At 74.1% G+C, this 22,549-nt stretch carries 21 protein-coding genes and 6 pseudogenes; 21 read left to right on the top strand and 6 right to left on the bottom strand.

Annotated features, from left to right (window positions below; all coding sequences use genetic code 11):
• Positions 1-99: 99 nt before the first annotated feature.
• The 9 genes from ABZ807_RS18465 to ABZ807_RS18425 all read left to right on the top strand — a co-directional run bounded on the left by ABZ807_RS18465 (position 100) and on the right by ABZ807_RS18425 (position 7,611).
• Positions 100-831, top strand: coding sequence for a lysozyme (locus ABZ807_RS18465; RefSeq protein WP_357158943.1), 732 nt, complete (start codon positions 100-102; stop codon positions 829-831).
• A 339-nt stretch (positions 832-1,170) separates the two neighbouring features.
• The gene (locus ABZ807_RS18460) at positions 1,171-1,536 is read left to right on the top strand and encodes a metalloregulator ArsR/SmtB family transcription factor (protein ID WP_357158940.1); all 366 of its coding nucleotides are present in this window, start codon (positions 1,171-1,173) and stop codon (positions 1,534-1,536) included.
• The gene (locus tag ABZ807_RS18455) at positions 1,533-2,174 is read left to right on the top strand and encodes an SRPBCC family protein (RefSeq protein WP_357158937.1); all 642 of its coding nucleotides are present in this window, start codon (positions 1,533-1,535) and stop codon (positions 2,172-2,174) included. Before ABZ807_RS18460 ends, ABZ807_RS18455 begins: the two co-directional genes overlap by 4 nt.
• An 81-nt stretch (positions 2,175-2,255) precedes the next feature.
• Entirely contained in the window at positions 2,256-2,819 is a 564-nt protein-coding gene (locus ABZ807_RS18450) for an NADAR family protein (protein WP_357158934.1), read from the top strand.
• A 121-nt stretch (positions 2,820-2,940) separates the two neighbouring features.
• Positions 2,941-3,450: an NUDIX domain-containing protein gene (locus ABZ807_RS18445; RefSeq protein ID WP_357158931.1), complete on the top strand. Its 510-nt coding sequence runs from the start codon at positions 2,941-2,943 to the stop codon at positions 3,448-3,450.
• Between the two features lie 190 nt (positions 3,451-3,640).
• Positions 3,641-5,278, top strand: a complete 1,638-nt coding sequence (gene pgi, locus ABZ807_RS18440; RefSeq protein WP_357158928.1) for a glucose-6-phosphate isomerase — start codon at positions 3,641-3,643, stop codon at positions 5,276-5,278.
• Between the two features lie 109 nt (positions 5,279-5,387).
• The gene (locus tag ABZ807_RS18435; protein WP_357158925.1) at positions 5,388-6,113 is read left to right on the top strand and encodes a GntR family transcriptional regulator; all 726 of its coding nucleotides are present in this window, start codon (positions 5,388-5,390) and stop codon (positions 6,111-6,113) included.
• On the top strand, positions 6,101-6,937 hold the full coding sequence (locus tag ABZ807_RS18430) for a sterol desaturase family protein (protein ID WP_357158922.1): 837 nt from the start codon (positions 6,101-6,103) through the stop codon (positions 6,935-6,937). The genes ABZ807_RS18435 and ABZ807_RS18430 overlap by 13 nt, the downstream gene beginning before the upstream one ends.
• Positions 6,934-7,611 carry a lysoplasmalogenase gene (locus tag ABZ807_RS18425; RefSeq protein ID WP_357158919.1) on the top strand — a complete coding sequence of 226 codons (678 nt, stop codon included), beginning with the start codon at positions 6,934-6,936 and terminating at the stop codon, positions 7,609-7,611. Before ABZ807_RS18430 ends, ABZ807_RS18425 begins: the two co-directional genes overlap by 4 nt.
• 204 nt (positions 7,612-7,815) lie before the next feature.
• Here the strand turns inward: ABZ807_RS18425 and ABZ807_RS18420 are convergent, their stop codons facing one another.
• On the bottom strand, positions 7,816-8,274 hold the full coding sequence (locus ABZ807_RS18420; RefSeq protein ID WP_357158916.1) for a DUF4383 domain-containing protein: 459 nt from the start codon (positions 8,272-8,274) through the stop codon (positions 7,816-7,818).
• A gap of 341 nt (positions 8,275-8,615) precedes the next feature.
• Here ABZ807_RS18420 and sigJ point away from each other — a divergent pair, with 341 nt between their 5' ends.
• The gene (sigJ, locus tag ABZ807_RS18415) at positions 8,616-9,497 is read left to right on the top strand and encodes an RNA polymerase sigma factor SigJ (RefSeq protein ID WP_357158913.1); all 882 of its coding nucleotides are present in this window, start codon (positions 8,616-8,618) and stop codon (positions 9,495-9,497) included.
• Positions 9,498-9,581: 84 nt separating this feature from the next.
• Positions 9,582-9,690 (top strand): annotated as a pseudogene (gene fecE, locus ABZ807_RS18410) (Fe(3+) dicitrate ABC transporter ATP-binding protein FecE); the annotation flags it as partial.
• Here fecE and ABZ807_RS18405 read toward each other — a convergent pair.
• Both ABZ807_RS18405 and ABZ807_RS18400 read right to left on the bottom strand, forming a co-directional pair.
• The gene (locus tag ABZ807_RS18405) at positions 9,674-11,611 is read right to left on the bottom strand and encodes a sulfatase (RefSeq protein WP_357158910.1); all 1,938 of its coding nucleotides are present in this window, start codon (positions 11,609-11,611) and stop codon (positions 9,674-9,676) included. The pseudogene fecE and the gene ABZ807_RS18405 sit on opposite strands and share 17 nt — an antisense overlap.
• Before the next feature lie 498 nt (positions 11,612-12,109).
• Complete coding sequence (locus ABZ807_RS18400) at positions 12,110-12,568, bottom strand: hypothetical protein (RefSeq protein ID WP_357158907.1); 459 nt, start codon at positions 12,566-12,568, stop codon at positions 12,110-12,112.
• A gap of 95 nt (positions 12,569-12,663) precedes the next feature.
• On the opposite strand from ABZ807_RS18400, the pseudogene ABZ807_RS18395 reads away from it, so the two are divergent.
• Positions 12,664-13,957, top strand: a pseudogene (locus ABZ807_RS18395) (phosphodiester glycosidase family protein).
• 278 nt (positions 13,958-14,235) lie between these two features.
• On the opposite strand, the gene ABZ807_RS18390 reads toward ABZ807_RS18395, so the two are convergent.
• Both ABZ807_RS18390 and ABZ807_RS18385 read right to left on the bottom strand, forming a co-directional pair.
• A complete protein-coding gene (locus ABZ807_RS18390) occupies positions 14,236-15,378 on the bottom strand; it encodes a hypothetical protein (protein WP_357159089.1) in 1,143 nt (380 codons plus the stop codon).
• Between the two features lie 120 nt (positions 15,379-15,498).
• A pseudogene (locus tag ABZ807_RS18385) lies at positions 15,499-15,597 on the bottom strand (flavoprotein); the annotation flags it as partial.
• 57 nt (positions 15,598-15,654) lie between these two features.
• On the opposite strand from ABZ807_RS18385, the pseudogene ABZ807_RS18380 reads away from it, so the two are divergent.
• Positions 15,655-16,107, top strand: a pseudogene (locus ABZ807_RS18380) (response regulator transcription factor); the annotation flags it as partial.
• Positions 16,108-16,109: 2 nt separating this feature from the next.
• Positions 16,110-16,400: pseudogene (locus tag ABZ807_RS18375) on the top strand (acylase); the annotation flags it as partial.
• Positions 16,401-16,510: 110 nt separating this feature from the next.
• On the opposite strand, the pseudogene ABZ807_RS18370 reads toward ABZ807_RS18375, so the two are convergent.
• Positions 16,511-17,194: pseudogene (locus tag ABZ807_RS18370) on the bottom strand (CDP-alcohol phosphatidyltransferase family protein); the annotation flags it as partial.
• 96 nt (positions 17,195-17,290) lie between these two features.
• Between ABZ807_RS18370 and ABZ807_RS18365 the strand changes: the two are divergent.
• The 7 genes from ABZ807_RS18365 to ABZ807_RS18335 are packed head-to-tail and all read left to right on the top strand — an operon-like array spanning position 17,291 to position 22,483.
• A complete protein-coding gene (locus tag ABZ807_RS18365) occupies positions 17,291-18,271 on the top strand; it encodes a dehydrogenase (protein ID WP_357158905.1) in 981 nt (326 codons plus the stop codon).
• Between the two features lie 4 nt (positions 18,272-18,275).
• A complete protein-coding gene (locus ABZ807_RS18360) occupies positions 18,276-18,674 on the top strand; it encodes a 6-carboxytetrahydropterin synthase (protein WP_357158902.1) in 399 nt (132 codons plus the stop codon).
• 3 nt (positions 18,675-18,677) lie between these two features.
• Positions 18,678-19,712, top strand: a complete 1,035-nt coding sequence (locus tag ABZ807_RS18355) for a glycosyltransferase family 4 protein (RefSeq protein ID WP_357158899.1) — start codon at positions 18,678-18,680, stop codon at positions 19,710-19,712.
• Positions 19,709-20,530, top strand: coding sequence for a class I SAM-dependent methyltransferase (locus tag ABZ807_RS18350; protein ID WP_357158896.1), 822 nt, complete (start codon positions 19,709-19,711; stop codon positions 20,528-20,530). The genes ABZ807_RS18355 and ABZ807_RS18350 overlap by 4 nt, the downstream gene beginning before the upstream one ends.
• A 56-nt stretch (positions 20,531-20,586) precedes the next feature.
• A complete protein-coding gene (locus ABZ807_RS18345) occupies positions 20,587-21,612 on the top strand; it encodes a lysylphosphatidylglycerol synthase transmembrane domain-containing protein (protein WP_357158893.1) in 1,026 nt (341 codons plus the stop codon).
• 12 nt (positions 21,613-21,624) lie between these two features.
• Complete coding sequence (locus ABZ807_RS18340; protein WP_357158890.1) at positions 21,625-21,774, top strand: hypothetical protein; 150 nt, start codon at positions 21,625-21,627, stop codon at positions 21,772-21,774.
• Between the two features lies 1 nt (position 21,775).
• Positions 21,776-22,483, top strand: a complete 708-nt coding sequence (locus ABZ807_RS18335; protein WP_357158887.1) for a dihydrofolate reductase family protein — start codon at positions 21,776-21,778, stop codon at positions 22,481-22,483.
• Positions 22,484-22,549 lie beyond the last annotated feature (66 nt).

The following is a 22,549-nucleotide window of genomic DNA, read 5'->3' as shown; positions in this document are numbered from 1 at the left end:
TGACTCTATCTATTGAAAGCTATCTACGCTTCATGACCTAATACTGACAGTTCCTTTCGCCACCTTCGCCGCCCCCGCGGCGACCCCCAGGGAGGAAAGATGAACCGTCTCCGCACGGCCGCGGCCGCACTCCTGGCGACCGTCACGGCGTTCGCCACCGTCGGCCTCGGCGCGACCCCCGCCAGTGCCGCCCCAGCCGGGCTGCCCGGCATGGACGTCTCCAGCTGGCAGGGCAACGTGAACTGGTCCGCCGCCTGGAACAACGGCGCCCGGTTCGCGTACGTCAAGGCCACCGAGGGCACCGGCTACACCAACCCGTACTTCGCCCAGCAGTACAACGGCTCCTACAACGTCGGGATGATCCGGGGCTCGTACCACTTCGCCCTGCCCAACCAGTCCAGTGGCGCCACCCAGGCCAACTACTTCGTCGACCACGGCGGCGGCTGGTCCAAGGACGGCAAGACCCTGCCCGGCGCGCTCGACATCGAGTACAACCCGTACGGCGCGACCTGCTACGGGCTGAGCCAGGCCTCGATGCGCAGCTGGATCGCCTCGTTCGTCAACCAGTACAAGGCCCGTACCGGCCGCTGGGCGACCATCTACACCACCACCGACTGGTGGACCACCTGCACCGGCAACACCTCGCAGTTCGCCGCCAACAACCCGCTCTGGATCGCCCGCTACTCCAGCACCGTGGGCACCCTGCCGGCGGGCTGGCCGACGTACTCCTTCTGGCAGTGGGCGTCGTCGGGCACCTTCCCCGGCGACCAGAACGTCTGGAACGGCACCCTGGACCGACTCAAGGTGCTGGCCTGCAACGGACCCTGCTGACCGGCGACCGACGACCGGCGGCGGGCGGCCCGGCCCGCCGCCGGCACCACCGGAACGAAGGAGGTCCCCATGTCGGTACCCGTGTCCCGCCGGGCCGCGCTGCGCGCCGCGGTCCTACTCGGCGCCGCCGCCGGCGACGCTGTGGATCAGCCTGATCGTCTTCTGCGCCTTCACCTGCCAGCAGTACGCCATCCCGCCGACCGAGATCTACGGGCACAAGGACTTCACCAACACCCAGTGCCCCGGCCTGCTGCACGACCGGCTCCCCGAGCTGCGCGCCGCCGTCGCCGCCCAGCTGGGGTAGTTGCTTATATAAGCTTGGGCTGATACAAAGGGTTCGTGCACGCCTTCGACGTCCTCGGCGACCCGGTGCGCCGCCACATCCTGGAGCTGCTCGCCGAGGGCGAGCTCAGCGCCGGGGAGGTCAGCGCGGTGATCCAGCGGGAGTACAGCATCTCGCAGCCCGCCGTCTCGCAGCACCTGCGGGTGCTGCGGGACAACGGCTTCGCCACCGTCCGGCCGCAGGGCGCCCGCCGTCTCTACGCCGTCGACCCGCGACCGCTGCGCGAGGTCGACGAGTGGCTGGCGGGTTTTCGCCGGTTCTGGGCCCCGGCCCTGGACGCCCTCGCCACCGAACTGGCGCGTGGTCGACGCGAACGGCGCTCGCACCCACCGAAGGACCCGAGCGAGGAGAGAGCAACATGACCGACGTCACGCACCAGATCAGCTCCGTGCGGCGCACCGTGGGCAGCCGGATGCTGGAAGCCGGCGAGGCCCGCGTGATGACCATCAGCCAGGCGTACGACGCGCCGCTGGACGACCTCTGGGACGCGTGCACCAGCGCCGAACGCATCCCCCGCTGGTTCCTGCCGGTCTCCGGCGAGCTGCGGCTGCACGGCCGCTACCAGTTCGAGGGCAACGCGGGCGGCACCATCGAGCGCTGCGACCCGCCGAAGAGCTTCGCCGCCACCTGGGAGTACGGCGACGAGGTCAGCTGGATCGAGGTCCGGCTGACGCCGGAGGCCGACGGACGTACCCGGTTCGAGCTGGAACACGTCGCGCACGTCGACGACGAACGCTGGGCCGAGTTCGGCCCCGGCGCCGTGGGCGTGGGCTGGGACATGGGCCTGCTCGGCCTCGCCTCCCACCTGGCCGCCGACGGCAGCGGGATCACGCCCGAGAAGGCCGCCGCCTGGATGGGCTCCGACGAGGCGCGGCAGTTCATCACGCTGAGCAGCCAGAGCTGGGGCGAGGCCAGCGTCGCCGCCGGCACCGACCCGGAGGCCGCGCGGGCGGCCACGGCGCGCACCATCGCCGCGTACACCGGCGCGCCGGCCGCCTGACCGCCGGGCCGGGACACCATCGAGCCCGGTCGGGTACGCGCGCCGCGCGGACTGTCGGCGCCCCGGGCGAGACTGTTGGACATGCCACCGCCCCGCACCGCCGCCGAACTTGCCGCCGTCGTCCGGAGTGGACAGCGGCGGAAGTACCTCTGTTTCTGGGGGCACCGGCCCCGGCGGGACGGCACCGTCGGCGCGGGCTGCCTGAGCCAGTGGTGGCCCGCGCCGTTCCTGGTGGACGGCCGGCGCTTCGCCACCGCCGAGCACTGGATGATGTGGCACAAGGCGGCGCTCTTCGGCGACGAGGAGACCGGCGAGCGGATTCTCGCCGCCGGCCACCCGCACCGGGCCAAGGCGCTCGGCCGCCAGGTGCGCGGCTTCGACCAGGCGGTGTGGGAGGCCCGGCGGTACGACATCGTGGTCGCCGGCAATCTCGCCAAGTTCGGCCAGCACGACGACCTGCGGGCGTACCTGCTGGGCACCGGGGAACGGGTGCTGGTCGAGGCGAGCCCGGTGGACCGGGTGTGGGGCGTCGGGCTGGCCGCCGACGACCCGCGCGCGGAGGACCCGGCCCGGTGGCGGGGGCTCAACCTGCTCGGCTTCGCGCTGATGCAGGCCCGGGAGACGCTCCGGAAGGCGGCGGCGTGACCGACGGTCGATCGGGGAAGGAGGCCTGCGGCTACCTGCGCGGCACCCCCGAGGGCCGGCGCCGGAGGGCGACCGGCTGACGGGGAGCGATGCGCAGCTCGGGCCGGTAACGTGCCGCGACATGACCGCCTCTCCGTACTCGCACTGCTCGTTCTGCGGCGTCGCCTACCCGGCGGACGCCAGCTGGCCGCGGGCCTGCGCGGCCTGCGGCGGGACGGTCTGGCGCAACCCGCTGCCGGTCGCGGTGGCGCTGCTGCCGGTCCGCACCGACGCCGGCCTGGGCCTGGTGGTGGTTCGCCGGGACATCGAGCCGGCGCGCGGCCTGCTCGCCCTGCCCGGCGGCTTCATCGAGTACGGCGAGGAGTGGGCTGACGCCCTGGTCCGGGAGCTGCGCGAGGAGACCGGCCTGATCGGCGAGGCCGACCAGGCACGGCTGTTCGCGGTGCACGGGGCGCCGGCCGGCGGCACCATCATGATCTTCGGTGAGCTGCCCGAGCGGGCGGCCGAGGGGTTGCCGCCGTCGGCCCCGACCGAGGAGGCGACCGAGTGGCTGGTGCTCACCGAACCGATCGAGCTGGCCTTCTCCACCCACACCCGGGCGATGGCCGACTTCTTCGCCCGGCAGGGCTGACCGCGCGGCACCGGCCGCCCCGGGATCGGGGGCGGGCCGGCACGGGCGTGGTCACTAGTCGCCGGCCACGGTGCGGGACGTCTGCCGCGTCGCGTCGCGCCGGCCCCGCCGGGGTGGCAGGCTGGAGCCGAGCCGGCGGCGGCGCGCGGAGCGCCACCGGCGTCCCGTCGTGAAGGAGAAGATCGACCCGATGGCTGCGAGTGTGACCACCACCGACGAATGGCAGGCGCTGCGCAAGCACGCCGAGACGATCCGCGGCACCCACCTGCGGGAGCTGTTCGCCGCCGACCAGCGCCGGGGTGAGCGGTTCACCGGCGAGGTCGCCGACCTGCACGTCGACTACAGCAAGAACCTGGTCACCGACGAGACGCTCGGGCTGCTCACCGCGCTGGCGCAGCGGGTCCGGCTCAACGACCGGATCGCGGCGATGGTCGCCGGGAGGCACCTCAACTCCACCGAGGACCGGGCGGTGCTGCACACCGCGCTGCGGCTGCCCCGGGACGCCTCGCTGACCGTGGACGGCCAGGACGTGGTCGCCGACGTGCACGAGGTACTGGACCGGATGGCCGCGTTCAGCGAGCGGGTCCGCTCCGGGCAGTGGCGGGGGCACACCGGCGAGCGGATCAGCACGGTGGTCAACATCGGCATCGGCGGGTCCGACCTCGGTCCGGTGATGGCGTACGAGGCGCTGAAGGCGTACCGCGACGCCGGGATCAGCTGCCGGTTCGTGTCCAACATCGACCCGACCGACATCCACGACAAGACCCACGACCTGGACCCGGCGACCACCCTCTTCGTGATCGTCTCCAAGACCTTCTCCACCCAGGAGACCCTGGCCAACGCCAACCAGGCGAAGACCTGGCTGCTGTGCGGGCTGGACGCCGAAGACGACGCGGCGATCGCCCGGCACTTCGTCGCGGTGAGCACCAACGAGCAGCGGGTCCGCAACTTCGGCATCGACCCGCAGAACATGTTCGGCTTCTGGGACTGGGTGGGCGGCCGGTATTCGCTGCCCTCCGCCGTCGGCCTGTCGGTCATGCTGGCGGTTGGCCCGGACCGCTTCCGCGACCTGCTGGCCGGCTACCACGCCGTGGACGAGCACTTCCGGACCACGCCGGTGGAGCGCAACATCCCGGCGCTGCTCGGCCTGCTCAACGTCTGGTACGTCGACTTCCTCGGTGCGCAGACCCACGCCGTGCTGCCGTACTCGCAGTACCTGCACCGGTTCCCGGCGTACCTGCAACAGCTGACCATGGAGAGCAACGGCAAGTCGGTGACACTGGACGGCACCCCGGTCGACTTCGCCACCGGCGAGATCTTCTGGGGCGAGCCGGGCACCAACGGGCAGCACGCCTTCTACCAGCTGATCCACCAGGGCACGCTGCTGATCCCCGCCGATTTCATCGGGTTCAGCCAGCCCAACCACGACCTCGGCGACATGCACGACCTGTTCATGTCGAACTTCTTCGCGCAGACCGCCGCGCTGGCGTTCGGGCGGACGAGGGAGCAGGTGGAGGCGGAGGGCACGAAGGCCGACGTGGTGGCGCACCGGGTGATGCCGGGCAACCACCCGACCACCTCGATCATCGCGCCGAAGCTGACCCCGGGCACCCTCGGTCAGCTGATCGCCCTCTACGAGCACATCGTCTTCACCGAGGGCGCGATCTGGGACATCAACCCGTTCGACCAGTGGGGTGTGGAGCTGGGCAAGGTGATGGCCAACCAGCTCGCGCCGAAGCTGACCGGCGACGCGCCGGACCTGTCCGACGTGGACTCCTCCACCGCCGCGCTGATCCGCCGCTACCGGCGGGAGCGCGGCCGGGGCTGAGGTCGCCCGCGCGACGGCGGCCGGGTCGGCGACCCGGCCGCCGTTTCTTTGATACGCGAACTGGTCCAACCAGTTGACGGGTTGATGTAAGCGGGATCACACTGCTGCCGTGGCCTTCGTCCCCGTCCCCCGAAGCTCCGTCGCCGACCACGTCTTCGCCCAGCTCCGCGACGCCATCGTCAGCGGCCGCTACCGCCCCGACGACCCGCTGCCCGGCGAGCGTGAGCTGGCCGCCGCGTTCGCGGTCAACCGGCACGCCGTCCGGGAGGCGCTGCGCCGCCTGCAACAGCTCGGCCTGCTCCGGGTCAGCCAGGGTGGCGCCACCCGGGTGCTCGACTGGCGGGTGCACGCCGGTCTCGACCTGGCCCTGTCCCTCGCCCAGTCCGGCGACGTGCTCCCCGTCGACACGCTGGTGCGGGACATGATGGAGATGCGCGCCTGCATCGGCGTGGACGCCGCCCGGCTCTGCGCCGAGCGGGCCGACCCCGACCGGCGGCGCACCGTCACCCGCGCCGTCGAGGCGTACGCCGCGCTCGCCCCGGACCTGCCCGCGATGGGCGAGGCCAACATCGTGCTCTGGCGGCACATCGTGGACGGCTCCGGCAACACGGCGTACCTGCTTGCCTTCAACAGTCTGGCCGCCGGGGCGGTGGCCGTCGGCGACGTGCCGCCCGAGCGGCGCGCCGCCGAACTGCTGGACGTCGCCGGGCACCGACGTCTCGGCGCAGCCGTCGCCGAGGGGCGGGGCGACGACGCCGCCGCGCAGGCCCACGCGCTGCTCACCGCCTCGCTCACCACCCCCACCAGCCCACCAGGAAGGCAATGCCGAGCATGATCCCCGCCGTGCTCTACGCCGTACCCGCGTTCCTCCTGCTCATCGTCGTGGAAGCGCTGTCGTACCGGTTCGCCCCGGACGACGACGAGCGCGGCTACGAGCGGCGCGACACCACCACCAGCCTCAGCATGGGTGCGGGCAGCCAGGTGCTCGGCTTCCCGTGGAAGCTGCTCACCGTCGGCCTCTACGCGGCGGTCTGGACCATCGCCCCGGTGCAGCTCTCCCCCACCAGCGTCTGGACCTGGGTGCTGCTCTTCTTCGCCGACGACCTGGCCTACTACTGGTTCCACCGCACCCACCACGAGGTACGCCTGTTCTGGGCCGGCCACGTGGTGCACCACTCCAGCACGTTCTTCAACCTCTCCACCGCGCTGCGGCAGAGCTGGACGCCGATGACCTCGCTGCCGTTCTGGCTGCCGCTGGCGCTGCTCGGCATCCCGCCGTGGATGATCTTCCTCCAGCAGGCGATCAGCCTGCTGTACCAGTTCTTCCTGCACACGGAGCGGATCAACCTGCTCCCCCGACCGATCGAATTCATCTTCAACACCCCGTCGCACCACCGGGTCCACCACGGGGCCAACACCGAGTACCTCGACCGCAACTACGGTGGCATCCTGATCGTCTGGGACCGGCTCTTCGGCAGCTTCGAGCCCGAGCGCGCCACCGTCCGGTACGGCCTGACCACGAACATCGACACCTACAACCCGCTGCGGGTGGCCACCCACGAGTACGCGGCGATCTGGAGCGACGTCCGGCGGGCCACCTCCTGGCGGCACCGGCTGGGGCACGTCCTCGGCCGGCCCGGTTGGCAGCCCGCCCGATGAGGCGGCTCTGGCCCTGGCTGTACGGGGCGGTCGTCGCCGTCGAGCTGGTCGGCGTCGCGCTGGACGTACCCGCCGTGCAGTGGGCGGCGAAGCCGCTGCTGGCGCCGCTGCTGCTGGCCTGGCTGCTGGGCGTACGCCGGAAGTGGGACCTGGTGGCGACCGGCCTGGTGTTCGCGACGGCGGGCGACGTGGCGCTGCTGCTGCCCGGCACGGCCGCGTTCCTGGCCGGGATGGGGTGTTTCCTCGGCACCCAGCTCTGCCTCCTGGCCGCGTTCCTGCGGCACCGGCGGGCGCGGCCGGCGGCGTTCGCCGGCTACCTGGCGCTCTGGGCGGGCGCGAACGCGCTGCTCTGGGGGCGGCTCGGCGAGCTGCGGCTGCCGGTGCTCGGCTACAGCCTGGCGCTGAGCCTGATGGCCGCCGCCGCGGTGGGGGTCTCCCGCCGGGCGGCGGCCGGTGGGGCGTTCTTCGGAGTCTCCGACCTGCTGATCGGGGTCGGTGCGGCGGGCGCGCAGCTGCCCGGGCGCGGGCTGCTGGTGATGGTCACCTACATCGCGGCGCTGATCCTGCTCACCACCGCCTGGGCCTGCCGCGCCGAAGACGCGCCGCCGGGCCGGACCGGCCGCCCGTCAGGCGCCGGCCCCCGCGGGCCGGACGGCACCGCGATCGGGGCTTGATCGACTCCGTTTGCGGCAGGTGGCGGTGTGGGAAGCACACGGACACCGCCACCTGCCGCAGCTCGTGTCGATCTCGCCCTCACCGTCAGGGGGTCATCGCGGGCGAGGTCGCGCAGGGTGGCGAGGACGTGGCAGGGCCTCACCGGCATCGGTCACCCGACGACGCCGCGCTCCCCGGGGGAGCGCGGCGTCGTCGGACGAGGGTCAGCGGTGGGCGCCGGCGGGGCCGCGGGTCAGCCCCACCCCCAACGCGATCATGCCGATGCCGAGCAGCAGGTGCAGCCAGTTGTCCGCGCCGTTGAACGGGACGAAGTTGGCGGCGCTGTTGTGGCTGATGACCAGGCCGTAGAGCCAGAGCACCAGGTAGATCGCGCCACCGGCGACCAGATACGTCCGCGCGCCGGAGGCCGTACGGGACAGGGCGAGCCCGGCGACGCCGAACAACAGGTGCACGATGTTGTGCAGCACCGACACCTGGAACAGACCGAGCAGCTTCGCCTTCGACTCGTGCCCGGCGAACATCAGATCGTAGTAGTCGCTGGTGATGCCGGGGATGAAGCCGAGCACCCCGATCAGCAGGAAGACCGCGCCGACCACCAGGGCAACACGACGGACGGGGGACGCGGCGGTGGCCGGTGCCCCTCGGCCGGGTCTGTGCACCATGTCAACCACCTCCGTCGAAGAGCGCGTGGCCCCCGGGTGCCCGGGACGGTGCGCCGCAAACCAGGGAACGGATGGTTGTTGGCGGCAAACGGCTCAGACCCGTCGAGGCGTCATCCCGTGCTGATGCCCCCGCACACGGCGGCGTCACCGGGTCACGGTGGCGTTGACCACCGCGGGCAGGGCCACCGCGGCGTCGACGCCTTCGCCAGTGGCCGTGGAGAATGGGTGAGGTCATGGCTTCTCCACACTCGTTCGGTCCGGGGGCCGACCCCCCGGTCACATCAGCACGGTCTCGTGTGTCTACCGCTGTGACACCCAACGAGGGGAGCGACGTGACAGCGGTGGACGAACACGGATGGCTGACGGAGCGGTTCGAGGAGCACCGGACCCGGCTACGGGCGGTGGCCTACCGGATGCTCGGCTCGGTGAGCGAGGCCGAGGACGCCGTCCAGGACGCCTGGCTGCGGGTCAGTCGAGCCGACACCAGCGGCGTGGAGAACCTCGGCGGGTGGCTGACCACGGTGGTGGCGCGGGGCTGCCTGAACGTGCTGCGCTCGCGGGAGCGGCGCCGGGAGGAGCCGCTCGACGTGCGGATGCCGGACCCCGTGGTGGGCCGCGAATCCGGGGACGACCCCGAGCATGCGGCGGTGCTGGCCGACTCGGTCGGGCTCGCGCTGCTGGTGGTGCTGGAGACGCTGACCCCGGCCGAGCGGCTCGCGTTCGTGCTGCACGACATGTTCGCCGTGCCGTTCGACGAGATCGCCCCGATGGTCGAGCGGTCCCCGGCCGCGGCGCGGCAACTGGCCAGCCGCGCCCGCCGGCGGGTACGCGGGCAGGCCCCCGTGCCCGACCCCGACCTCACCCGGCAGCGGGCGGTCGTCGACGCGTTCTTCGCCGCCGCCCGCGACGGCGACTTCGACGGGCTCGTCGCCGTGCTCCACCCCGAGGTCGTGCTGCGTTCCGACGGCGGCGCGGGCAGCCGCCACACGGTCGTGGTCACCGGCGCGCGGGCGGTGGCCGGACAGGCCGTCACCTTTGGACGGCTCTACCCGTTCGTCCGGCCGGCGCTGGTCAACGGGGCCGCCGGCGTCGTGGTCGCCGCACCCGACCGGCCGCTGTCGGTGATGGGCTTCACCGTCACCGGCGGCCGGATCGTCGCCGTCGACGTGCTCTCCGACGCTGGCCGGCTGCGCCGGCTCGACCTGGCGGTCCTCGACGACTGACCGTGCCCCGGACAGGGCGCGGCGTCGCCCGTCTTGAGGGGTCGGGTGGCGGCGCCGGCCCAGCGGGGTGCGGTCGGGGGCCCGGTGCTGCACGACCTGCACCACGCCGCGCGGTACGCCACCCACCTGATGCGCGACGGCCGGGTGATCGCCGGGGGCGACCCCCCGGGACGTGGTCACCGCCGAACTGGTGGGGTGGCCGCCCGCATCGACGGCTGCGGGCCGAAGGTGCCGAGGAACCGGTCCCGGAAGGTGTCCATCCGCCAGACCGGCGCCCCCGGGCCGGGCCGCAGGCCCTCGTCCCAGCCCCAGCCGGCGACCCGCGCCAGCACCGCCGGGTCATGGGCCACGATGGTGACCGGCACGTCCCGGCCGGCGTCCTCCCCGGTCACCACCGGCGCGGGCTGGTGGTCGCCGAGGAAGACCAGCACCAGGTCGTCGTCGCCGTACGTCTCCAGGTAGGAGATGAGGCTGTTCAGCGAGTACTCGATCGAGCGCCGGTAACCGGTGCGGACCTCGGTGGCGCTGCGTCCCACCACGTCCTTCGGGTTGGCGGCGACGGAGGACGGCCGGTGGTAGACGGACCCGTCGCCGACATCGTCCCAGTCGAGCATGCGGGGGATCGCCGCCCAGGGCGAGTGGCTGGAGATCAGCGGGATCTCCGCCATGATCGGCGCGTGTCCCGGGGTGGCCCGCTCCCGGCGCTGGAAGGTGGCCAGGGTGTACTGGTCGGGCATGGGCGCGAAGCTGAACTTCGGGCCGCGGTAGCCGAGCCCCGCCGCGTCGTGGTAGCGGTCGTAGCCGAAGAAGCTCCCCTCCGGCCAGGGCTGGGTGGCCGCCGGCATCACCCCCACCGTCTGCCAGCCGGCCCGCCGGAACGCGCCGTTGAGAGTGAGCCGGTCACCGGCCAGCAGGCTGAGGTGGCGTTGCTGGTTGTCGACCCAGAGCCCGGACAGCAGCGTGTCGTGGGCCAGCCAACTGCCCCCGCCGACCGTCGGCGAGGTGAGGAAGCCGCTGCGGGCGTGGAAGCCCCGCTCGGCGAGCCGGCGCGTACCACCGTCGAGCACCGCGCCGACCTGCGGGGCGAACTCCGGGTCCTGCACCGCGTCCCGGCCGTAGCTCTCCACGAAGGCCACGATCACGTCCTTGCCGCGCAGCGCGGTGAGCAACTGGTCGCCCGGGGTGTCCCCGAAGGCGTCGGCGGCAACCTCGGCGGCGAAGGCGTCCCGGTCCCGCAGCCCCGCGCCCAACTGGCCGACGTGCTGGCCGACCAGCGCGGACGTCCCCGAGTCGGCGACCGGCACGCCGATCGTCGCGCCGGCGACCCAGACCGCGGCGAGCGCCGCCAGCACCCGGACCGCACGCCGGTCGTGCCGGGCCGCCAGCCGGGTCAGCCGCAGCACCGACCGGGTGGTCAGCGCCAGCAGCGCGCCGACTCCGGCGACCAGCGCCACGATCGCGCCGACCGCGCCGGCCCGGCCGACGGAGTCGCGGACGAAGCCGTACGCGTCGTCCAGCAGCACCCAGTCGAGGACCAGGTCGAAGGGGCGGGCGAGGCTGGCGGACATGCCCATGTCGAGCAGCTTGACGACGGCGAGCAGTCCGAGCGCGACGCCGAACGCCAGCGCCAGCGCCCGCCGGGCCGCGCCCCGCAGCACCAGCAGCAGCGCGGCGGCGACCAGCCCCTCGACCGGTACGCGCAGGAACGCGGCGGGGCCGAGCTGGTCGAGCCGGTTCGGCGCGACCAGCACGGCGAGCACGAGCAGGCCGGCCGCCACGGTGGTCACCCGCGCGCCGACGGTACGCACCCGGCCGCGCCCACCGGCGAAGGTCACGCCCGGTTTGGCACCGGCCGGGTCCGGCACGGACGGAAAGTCGGCGGCCGGATCCGATGGGCAGCCGCCGTCCCGGGCCCGCCCGGCGGGAACGTCGGCGGCCGGATCCGGCCCGGCGGGGACGTCGGCATCCGGTTCGGGCGCCGAGCGCGAGTCGAGGGCCGGCCCGGCGGGCGGTTCGGGCCGAGGCCGTGGGGACGGACCGGCCTGCGCTGGCGGAGCGGCCAGCGGGGCCGGTCCGTCCACCGTCGTCCGGCGCAGGCGCGAGGGCACTGACACTGCGATGTCCCTTCCCTGGGGGTCCCCGACAGCGGGGGCGGCCGGGCGGGCGGTGCGGCTCAGATCTGACCGAGGCGCGCACGGAACTCGACTGGGGTCGCCGACCTGCCGGCGCAGTCCGGTCAGCAGGTGCTGCGCCAACTGGATCAGGCGTACCAGAACTGGTGGAACCCGCAGCACCCCGCCGGGCCCCGACCCGTAAACGTCGGTCTGCCCGGCTATCGATTCCGTGCCCCGGGCAGGCGGTCCACGTCCGCCGCCTCAGCCGCCGCTGGGGCGCCGTCAGCCTCCCGAAGGTCGGCGAGGTCAAGTTCCGTTGGTCCCGCCCTTTGGGCTGCCTCTAGGCGGGAGAGGATGTCAAGAGTTGCACCGCCGCATCCGCGCGAGCGGGACGAGGCGCGGGCGGAGAACCAACGCATAAAGCATGCCCTGCGGAGCTGGCAGTCGGCCGAGGCGGTGCGGAGGCACGAGCGCTGACCGTGGCCAGTTCCAAACCCATCAGTCCTCCTTGCCGCCCGCTGCGCGGCTGGCCAACGCCGATTCGACGTTGCCGGCCATGACCGACAGGACCCGAACGGTCTCGACGTACTGCTCGGGGGTGAGTCCGCGCAGCAGCAGCTGCCGTGTCTCGCCGACCCGCTCGGCCGCCGTGCGGTGCGCCGCGCGCCCCTGCTCGGTCAAGGCGAGCATGTCGCCATCCTCCGCCACCCACCCCCGTGTGACCAGGCCGTCCGGGCCGTCGAGAATCGCGCCGGGGTGGGGTACGCCGTCCGGCCAGAACGGTGCGAGCGCCTGCTCGACCTCGCCACGGCTCCGCGCCGCTCGGGACAGCACGTTCAGGATCTGCCACTGCCGGCGGTCGAGGCCGAGGTCGCCCAGCGTCGCGTCGAACTGCTCCTCGATCAGGTTGTGCAGGTGCTTGAGCCAGTAGCCGATCGGCTTGTCGGTGCCGTTCACCGTCGCCTCCTCCAGGTAAGTCCGTCGACGATTATTCGACTGGGTGTCAAATGCAGTCGATCATGTGGTTCGGTGGCGGCACCAGGCTCACGGGCATGACTGTTTCCACTCCTGACCTGTCCCGCTTCCGCCGGGCCGGGACGATCGCGGCAGCCACGTTGGCCGCGGTGGCGCTCGGTGTCGTACCGCAGGCCCCGGCCGAGGCCGCCGCCCGCACCCTTCCGCTCGGCGACGCCGACCTGACCGAGGTAAGCACCAGTCGTGCCCTGGCCGAGGGTGTCACCCTCACCCGGATCGAGCGGGGCAGCGAGCCGGCGCCCGCCGATCAGATCAACACCACCACGCGCGGTCCGTGGGTGGTCAACGTGCTCACCATCGACCCGCGCCAGGCCCGAGGGCACCTGAAGGCGACCTACGGCCCGGACCTGAGCCAGGTCGAGAAGACCACCGACCTGGTCCGCGCCTCCGGCGCCCTGGCCGGGGTCAACGCCTCCTTCTTCACCTTCACCGCCAGCAAGCTCTACCCCGGTGACCCGGTCGGGCTGGGGCTGTTCGGCGGGAAACTGCTCAGCGAGCCGATCAACAACCCGGCCGAGGTCAACTTCGTCGTCGACGCCAACAGCAACCGCGCCCTGACCGGGACGCTGACCTGGTCGGGCAGCGTGCGGAACCGGCAGACCGACGCCACCCTGCCGCTGAAGTTCATCAACCACCCGCCGGTCGTGCCCGCCGGCTGCGCCGACCTCGCCGACCAGACGCAGTGCACCCTCCCCGGCGACGTCGTCTCGTTCACCCCCGAGTTCGCCGCGTCCACCCCGTCCGGCGCGGGCGTGGAGGTCGTGCTCGACCGGCTCGGCTGCGTGGTGGGCACCTCGACCACCCGGGGTACCACGCTGGCCGCCGGCCAGACCTCGCTGCAGGCCACCGGGCGGGACACCGTGGCCCTGCTGGACGTGACCGCACAGGGCTGCGTGAGCCAGACCTCGACCCTGACCGACCAGAAGGGCGAGGAACTTCCCGTGCGGCCCGGGCTGTTCGGGGTGACCGGGCGGTACCCGTTGACGGAGGCTGGCCAGATCGTCGTGCCGGCCGGCTCCGGCAGCTTCTTCGCCCGCAACCCCCGTACCATCGCCGGAACCACGCGGGAGCGGGAAGATCGTGCTCGCCACCATCGACGGCCGGCAGACCACCAGCGTCGGCACCACCATGGACGAGACGGCCGCCGTCGCCCAGGCGCTCGGCATGTACGACGCGGTGAACCTCGACGGCGGCGGATCCACCGCGATGTCCGTCGAGGGCGCCCTCGTCAACCGGCCGAGCGGGTCGACCGAGCGGGCCGTCGGTGACGCGCTGGTCTACGTGGACGGCCCGTACCACAGCGGGAACTGACCGCTCACTGACGAGAGCCACAGCAGCGGACACGTCCGTGCGCAAAACCGGGGTTCGGCCGGCCCGTGCGATAGATGCCTGGCCGCACCCGCACCCGCACGCGCCGGGCACGGCCAGAACGTGTTCGCCTTGGCCGTGCCCGGCGCCCGTTGCGGCCGGAAGGCAACGCCTACGGCGTCCGCAACCCCGAGAACCAACGCCTCCGTACCCGCTGCGCCACCACCCGACGCCACCGCGGACACCTCAACCCGGCCTAAATTCGAAGACCCGTGATGCCGCTATTCGATCGTGCGGAGCGCGCCTTCGGCCAGCACGTGCGCCGCCTTGATGCCGTCGGGCACGCCCGGAGCCTCCAGCCACTCCGGCTCCAGGCGGTCCGCCCAGTTGATGATCTCGGAGGCGAGGGCCAACGCCTGCGCGTTGCGGCCGTGCACGAGTTCCACGGCGAGCCGCAGGTATGCACCCTGCTGCGTCCCGTCGAGCTCGGCGGCCATCGCAGCGATCCGGTCGGCGGCCCGCACGGCGTGCCCGGGATGCTGCGCGGCGAGGACGGCGAGCACGAATCGGATCCCCGGCGGCTCGGCGTCCCACCGGTCCAGCAGCACCGGAACCTGGTCGCCGACGGTCCGGAACACCTCCTCGGCCCACGCACCCGGTTGGAGCGGCTCCTCCTCGTCCAACGCGAGGTCGGCGAAAGCGACCAGGTTGTCGTTGCGGCGGCCACCGGCGACCATCAGCCACCGGTAGAGGTCTCGGCGCTGCCGCGCGGGCACCACGTCGGCGACGATCAGCTCGGTGAGGAACGGCAGCGCGGGGGCGGTGGCCTCGTAGCAGTCGCCCTGGTGCAGCAGGTCGTCGCCGAACAGCTCGTCGAGGACCTCGTCCCACTCCCCCGTGCCGTCCGCTAGCTCGCGCAGCAGGTCGGGGACGTCGTCGGCGGACCCGTGCGCGTGCTCCAGGTCGCCCCACGGCACGTCGTCGAGACCGGCCAGGTCCACGATCCCCGGGGTGGCGAAGTCCGGTCTGAGCGCCAGTGGTTCCAGAGGTGGCGCCGGGTCGACGGTGACCTCCGGGACCGGCGGACGCGCCTTCGTCCCCCTTACCTCGATCGGGGCGGTCCAGCGGCGATGCTCGGCGATACGGCTGACGTCGAACCGGCCGCCGCCACTGCGCCGGCCGCCGTGCGTCCGCGCGATCGCCGCGATTTCCCGGCTCACCGCTTCGATCTGCCGGTGACCCACGGTGTCGATCGGGTATGGACCCTCGTCGAGCGCCATCACCAGCCAGCCGCCGTCCGGGTGCGGACGGGCGAAAACGCAAGGGAAACCGTACTCCGCGAGCTGCTCGGCGAACGCCTGCGCGGCCGCCTCGTCGGGCACGACGAAGTCGTGCATCCCCGCCATCGCGCTCCAACCGGCCACGCGCTCGTCCCCGTCCTTCCGCTTCTGCTGTCCTCCTCCCGCCAGCCTGTCAGATCGACCGGCCTCGTTTCCGCGGATCCCCTGCTTCTACGCTCCAGACTTGATGTTCGGGAACGCGTAGACCGGGATATCGGCGCCAAGCGCGTCGTTGAGGATGCCGAGCGCGAGCGTGTCGTTGATCCCCTGAGCACACTTGTTGATGCCGTTGAACGTTGCTGGCCGACTCCATCGCCGAGTGGCTGCGCCGGGAGTCGTTCGCGGTGGACGTCGTCTGATGACGGGGACGCGGCGCTGGAGCGGCTGGGCGTCACCGAGTACGACGTCGTGGTGCTCGACCGGGACCTGCCGGTGGTGCACGGCGACGACGTCTGCCGGGCGGTGGTGGAGGGCGGCGCCGAGACGCGGGTGCTGATGCTGACCGCCGCCGCGGCCGTCCGCGACCGGGTGGCCGGCCTGGCCCTGGGCGCCGACAACTACCTGATCAAACCGTTCGCGCTGGTCGAACTCTCCGCCCGGGTGCACGCGCTGGCCCGGCGGGCCCGGCCGGCGGTCCCGCCGAAGCTGAGCCGGGCCGGCATCGTGGTGGACCCGGCCCGGCGGGAGGTCTACCGCGACGGCCGGTACGTCGCGCTGTCCCGCAAGGAATTCGCACTGTTGGCGGAGCTGGTACGGGCCGGCGGGGCGGTGGTCTCCGCGGAGGAGCTGCTGGAACGGGCCTGGGATGAGCACATCGGCTCGCGGTCGACGACCCGGCGGTGCGGACCGCCCTGGCCGACGCGGTCCAGCTCCTCGGCGGCATCCCGCTGGACGCCCGCCTCGGCGACATCCAGACCGAGCCGCGCGGCGCGGGGCGGATCCCCATCCACCGCGGCTGGCCCGAGGCCGGCGTGTTCAACATGACCATCAACGTGGTCGAGCCCGGCGTCGGCTACCGGAAGGTGCGGCACGGCACCTCGTTCCTGATGGCCGTCGAGCTGGGCCGGGACGGGCCGTCGGGTCGGCAGATCCTCACCTACTCGCGACACGTTTCTGATCAGACAGGCTGGTGCGCCGCGAGCGGGCGCTCGGCGACAGCCTCGGGCCGCGACCGGACCACCGGCACCGGCTGCGACACCCGCGCCCTGCGGGCCGGGCGGTGCCACCAGAGCCAGCCCACGTCGTGGCCGAACGACTCGACCAGCAGCGCCAGCGAGGCCGCCACCGCGACGGCGGTCACCGGCCGGGGCAGCACGTCCGCCGTGGCGGTCGCCAGCACGATGCCCTGCGCGGCGGCCACCACCTTGCGCCAGTGGCGCGGCGGCAGCGTCCCGCGCATCCAGGGCAGCACCCAGCTCGCGGCGACGAAGGCGTACCGCATCGCGCCGATGGCGAGCACCCAGCCACCGGTGTCCGGGGCCACGTGGACGCTGAGCACCAGGATGAGGAAGGCGTCGACCTCCATGTCGAAGCGGGCGCCGAGCCCGCTTACGGTACCGGTGCGCCGGGCCACCCAGCCGTCCACCGCGTCGAGGGCGAGGGCCACCGCGGCCATCGGCACCAGCACCGCCGGCGCCGCCGCCCCGTCGAGGGCGTCCACCACCAGGGCGGTCACCCCGCCGACGAGCACCGCCCGGGCCAGGGTCACACGGTCCGCCGGGCCCAGCCGGTCCGCGCCGCGCCGGCGCAGGCCGCCCCCGAGCGCCCCGCAGAGCACGATGCCGTACGCGACGCCGGCCAGCCAGCCGGCGACGTCGAGCCCGACGGTCGCGGCCAGCCCGGCGAGCAGGACGATCTGGACGGTCAGGCCGGCCACCGGACCGATTCGAACCTTGGACACCCTGCCTCCGTGTCTATGATCGACGGCCTCGACAGGAAACACGGAGCACGCGGCCGTTCGGTTCGGTCCGGCAGCCAGATGAGGAGAACATCCCCCGTGATCCGCGACGCCCGTGCCTTCTGGCTCCGCTCCCCCGGTGTGGGTGAGATCCGGCCGGTGACGCTACCCGTCCCAGGGCCGGACGAGGTTCTCGTGCGCGCGGTGTACTCGGGGGTCAGCCGGGGCACCGAGACGCTGGTCTTCACCGGGGGCGTGCCGCAGAGCCAGTACGTGGCGATGCGCGCCCCGTTCCAGGAGGGCGACTTCCCCGCCCCGGTCAAGTACGGCTACCTCAGCGTCGGGGTCGTCGAGGCCGGTCCGGCCCGGCTGCGCGGGCGGACCGTCTTCACCCTGCACCCGCACCAGAGCGCGTACGTCGTGCCGGCCTCGGCCGTGACGCCGGTGCCCGACGGCGTGCCGGCGGCGCGGGCGGTGCTGGCCGGCACGGTGGAGACGGCGGTGAACGCGCTCTGGGACGCCGCGCCGCTGGTCGGTGACCGGGTCAGCGTGGTGGGCGGCGGCATGGTGGGCTGCGCCGTCGCGGCGCTGCTCGCCCGCTTTCCCGGCGTACGCGTCGAGCTGGTGGACACCGACCCGGCGCGGGCGGCGGTGGCGGCGGCGCTGGGCGTCGGGTTCGCGCTGCCGGGCGACGCGGCCGACGGCCGGGACCTGGTGGTGCACGCCAGCGCGACCGGCCAGGGGTTGCAGCGCGCGCTGGAGCTGCTCGCCCCGGAGGGCACGGTGGTCGAGCTGAGCTGGTACGGGGACCGGCCGGTGCAGCTGTCGCTGGGCGGGTCGTTCCACTCCGGCCGGTTGACCGTCCGCAGCAGCCAGGTCGGCACGGTCTCGCCGGCCCGGGCGGCGCGGCGCGGCTACGCCGACCGGATGGCGCTGGCCCTGGAGCTGCTCGCCGACCCGGTCTTCGACGCGCTGCTCACCGGCCGGTCACGCTTCGCGGAGCTGCCCGACGTGCTCGACCGACTGGCCGCGGGGAGCCTCCCCGCGCTCTGCCATCTCATCACCTACGACGGGGAGTGACGCCATGTTCAGCGTGACCGTACGGGACCACATGATGGTCGCCCACAGCTTCCGGGGCGAGGTCTTCGGGCCCGCGCAGCGGCTGCACGGGGCGACGTTCGTGGTGGACGCGACGTTCCGCCGCGCCGAGCTGGACGCGGACGGCATCGTGGTGGACATCGGCCGGGCCACCGAGCAGCTGCGGGCCGTCCTCGCCGAGCTGACCTACCGCAACCTCGACGATGAGCCCGCCTTCGCCGGGGTGAACACCACCACGGAGGTGCTGTGCCGGACGATCGCCGACCGGCTGGCCGAGCGGGCGCACGCCGGCGGGCTCGGCGCGGGGGCCCGCGAGCTGGCCGGGATCACCGTGACGCTGCACGAGTCGCACATCGCCTGGGCCAGCTACGAGCGGTCGCTGTAGACCGTGCCCGTGGCGCACGTCGTCCTCCCCGGCGACATCGACGACCCGGCAACCCCGAGCGGCGGCAACACGTACGACCGCCGGGTCTGCCGGGGGCTCGCCGAGCGGGGGTGGGCGGTGCGCGAGCACGGCGTACCCGGGCGGTGGCCGCGCCCCGACGGGCCGGCGCGGACCCACCTGGCCGGGGTGCTCGCGACGCTGCCCGACGGGGCGGTGGTGCTGCTCGACGGGCTGGTCGCCTCGGCCGTGCCGGAGGTGCTGGCGCCGCACGCCCGGCGGCTGCGGCTGGTGGTGCTGGTGCACATGCCGCTGGAGGACGTCACCGAGGCCGCCGCGCTGGCCTGCGCCGCCGCGGTCGTCACCACCAGCGGGTGGACCCGCCGCCGCCTGCTCGACCGGTACCCGCTGCCCGCCGACCGGGTGCACGTGGCCACCCCCGGGGTGGATCCCGCGCCCCCGGCCCCCGGCACCGGGACGGGTACGGCGCTGCTCTGCGTCGCGGCGGTCATCCCGCACAAGGGACACGACGCGCTGGTCCGTGCCCTCGGCGAGGTCGCCGACCTGCCCTGGACGCTGGACTGCGTCGGCGCGCTCACCCGCGACCCCGGCTTCGTCGCCGGGCTGCGCCGGCAGGTGGACGACCTGGGGCTGGCCGGACGGGTACGGCTGCGCGGCCCGCGCACCGGGAGCGGCCTCGACGCCGCGTACGCCGCCGCCGACCTGCTGGTGCTCGCCTCCCGCGCCGAGACGTACGGCATGGTGGTCACCGAGGCCCTGGCCCGGGCCCTCCCGGTGCTGGCCACCCGGGTGGGTGGGCTGCCCGAGGCGCTGGGCCGGGCCCCGGACGGCGACCCGCCCGGCCTGCTGGTGCCCGCCGACGACCCGGCCGCGCTGGCCGGCGCGCTGCGCCGCTGGCTCACCGGGGCGCCGCTGCGCCACCGGTTGCGGCAGGCCGCCCTGGCCCGCCGGGACGGCCTGGCCGGCTGGCCGGCCACCGCCACCCTGATCGCCCACGTCCTGGACGGAGTGAGGGTTTGACCACGTACGCCACCGATCCCTTCGCCGACTGGCTCGCGCTGCGCGAACCCGCCGACGCGGCCGCCCGCGCCGGCGACCTGGTCGACCGGGTACGCGCCCGGCTGGCCGCCGACCGGCCGCTGGTGGTGCACGACCTGGGCAGCGGCACCGGGTCGATGGCGCGCTGGCTGGCCCCCCGGCTGCCCGGCCGGCAGCACTGGGTCCTCTACGACCGGGACGCCGGCCTGCTCGACCGGGCCCGCGCCGCGCCGCCCCGGGCCGCCGACGGCAGCCCGGTGCGCGTCGAGACCCGGCGGAGCGACATCACCCGGCTCACCGCCGCCGACCTGGCCGGCGCCGACCTGGTCACCGCCTCGGCGCTGCTGGACATGCTGACCGCCGAGGGGATCGAGGCGATCGTGGCGGCCTGCGCCGGGGCGGGCCGCCCGAGCCTGTTCACGCTCTCCGTGGTGGGCCGGGTGCGGTTCGACCCGCCGGACCCGCTGGACGCGGAGCTCGCCGCCGCGTTCGACGCGCACCAGCGGCGGACCGTCGACGGCCGGACCCTGCTCGGGCCGGACGCCGCCGCGGCCACCGTCGCCGCGTTCCGGCGGCACGGGGTCGCCGTGACCGTCCGGTCCAGCCCGTGGCGGCTGGGCGCCGGGCACGCCGCGCTGACCGCCGAGTGGTTCACCGGCTGGTGCGACGCCGCCGTCGAGCAGCGCCCGGAGCTGGCCGCCCGCACGGCCGGGTACGCCCGCCGCCGGCTGGCCGAGGCGGCGGCGGGCCGGCTGACCGTCACCGTGGGCCACGACGACCTGCTCGCCGGGGCGGAATGAACCCGACGGCCGGCCGGTACGTGGAGGAAGGGAGAGATCTTCCGAGGAGGTTCCGCGTGCCGCAGGCTGCCGCCGACACACCCACCGCCCAGGTCCGCCCGGCCTGGGCCCGGGTGCGCAACCTCGGCGGCGTCGCGCTGGTGGTGGCGCTGCTGTGGTGGCTGGGCACCGGGCCGGCGCTGACCGCGCTGCGCAACATCGACACCCCGGCGGTGGTCGCGGCGCTGCTGCTCGGTGCGCTCAGCACCGTCTGCTGCGCCTGGCGGTGGCGGCTGGTCGCCGAGGGGCTCGGCGTCCGGCTGCCGCTGGGCACCGCCGTGGCCGACAGCTACCGGGCGGTCTTCCTCAACGCCACCCTGCCCGGCGGGGTGCTCGGCGACGTCCACCGGGCGGTGCGGCACGGCCGGGAGGCCGGCAACGCCGGTCGGGCCGTCCGGGCCGTGGTCTGGGAACGCACCGCCGGCCAGGTCGTCCAGGTCACGCTCGCCGCGGTGCTGCTGCTGGCGCTGCCGTCGCCGGCACGGCCGTGGCTGCCGGCGGCCACCGCGCTGGCCGTGGCGGTCGCCCTCGGCGTGCTGCTGTTGGCCCGGGCGCTGCCCCGCTCCGGGCCGTCCCGCCGGGCCCGGGCGCTGCGCGCCGCCGCAGCCGACGTCCGCGCCGGCCTGCTGACCCGCCGGACCGGGCCGGGGGTGCTGCTCGCCTCGGTGGTCGCGGTCCTCGGTCACCTGGGCACCTTCGTGGTGGCGGCCCGGGTCGCCGGCGCCACCGCCCCACTGGCGCAACTGGTGCCGCTGACCCTGCTGGCGCTGCTGGCGATGGGGTTGCCGGCAAACGTGGCCGGCTTCGGTCCGCGCGAGGGCGTGGCGGCGTGGGCGTTCGGGGCCGCCGGCCTGGGCGCCGCCCAGGGGGTGTCCACCGCGCTGGTGTACGGGGCGCTGGTGGTCCTCGCCGCCCTGCCCGGCGCCGCCGTGCTGCTGCTGCGCCGGCGGCCGGCCCGGCCCCCGCGCTGGGCCCGGGGTCGTACGGTGAACCAGGGTGGTTCTGCCGCGGTACCCGCTGCCGGCCTGGCCGGCAGCGCCTGACGGAGGAGACACATGTACGGAGCACTGCCGGTCGCCACGGTCCGCACGCAGGTCGCGGTCCCGCTCCGCCTCCCCGACGGGTACGCCGCCACCGCCGACTACCTGGCGGCGAAGGCGAGCCGGGCCGCCGCCCGTACCGCCGGCTCGCCGTCGCTGACCTGACATGGGTGCCGTACCGGCGGGCGGGCGGCCGTACGTGCTGCTCAGCTGCGCCACCTCCATCGACGGGTACATCGACGACGTCACCGAGCAGCGGCTGGTGCTGTCCAACGACGAGGACCTGGCCCGGATCGACGAGGTCCGGGCCGGGTGCGACGCGATCCTGGTCGGCGCCGGCACCGTACGCCGCGACGACCCGCGGCTGGTGGTCCGCGCGGAGCGGCTGCGCCGGGCGCGGGTGGCCCGCGGGCTGCCGCCGTCGCCGGTGAAGGTGACGCTGACCGGGCGGGGCGACCTCGACCCCGCCGCCCGGTTCTTCACCGTCGGCGACGCGGACCGGATCGTGTACTGCGCGTCGCCGGTCGTGGAGAAGACCACCGAGCGGCTGGACGGGCTGGCCACCGTCGTGGACGCCGGCGACCCGCTGGACCCGGCCCGGGCGCTGGCCGACCTGGCGGGACGCGGGGTGGACCGGCTGATGGTGGAGGGCGGCGGGTCGGTGCACGGGCAGTTCCTCACCGCCGGTCTCGCCGACGAGCTGCACCTGGTGGTCGCCCCGTTCTTCGTGGGCGACCCCCGGGCGCCCCGCTTCGTCGGCGACGGCCGGTTCCCGTGGCACCCCGGCCGGCGGGCCCGGGTGGTCGAGGTTCGCCAGATCGGTGACGTGGTGCTGGTGAGGTACGCCCTCTCGGAGCGCTGCCCGGACGCCTGAGGCGGTGAAACCGGTCGGCGGGTTCGTCCGTACCACCGGCCGACCCGGAAACCCGCCCTACTACGC

The organism is Micromonospora sp. NPDC047548, assembly GCF_040642975.1.
GTDB lineage: Bacteria > Actinomycetota > Actinomycetes > Mycobacteriales > Micromonosporaceae > Micromonospora.
Note: the sequence above shows the minus strand (reverse complement) of the source record. Positions and strands in the feature narration are given on the sequence as shown.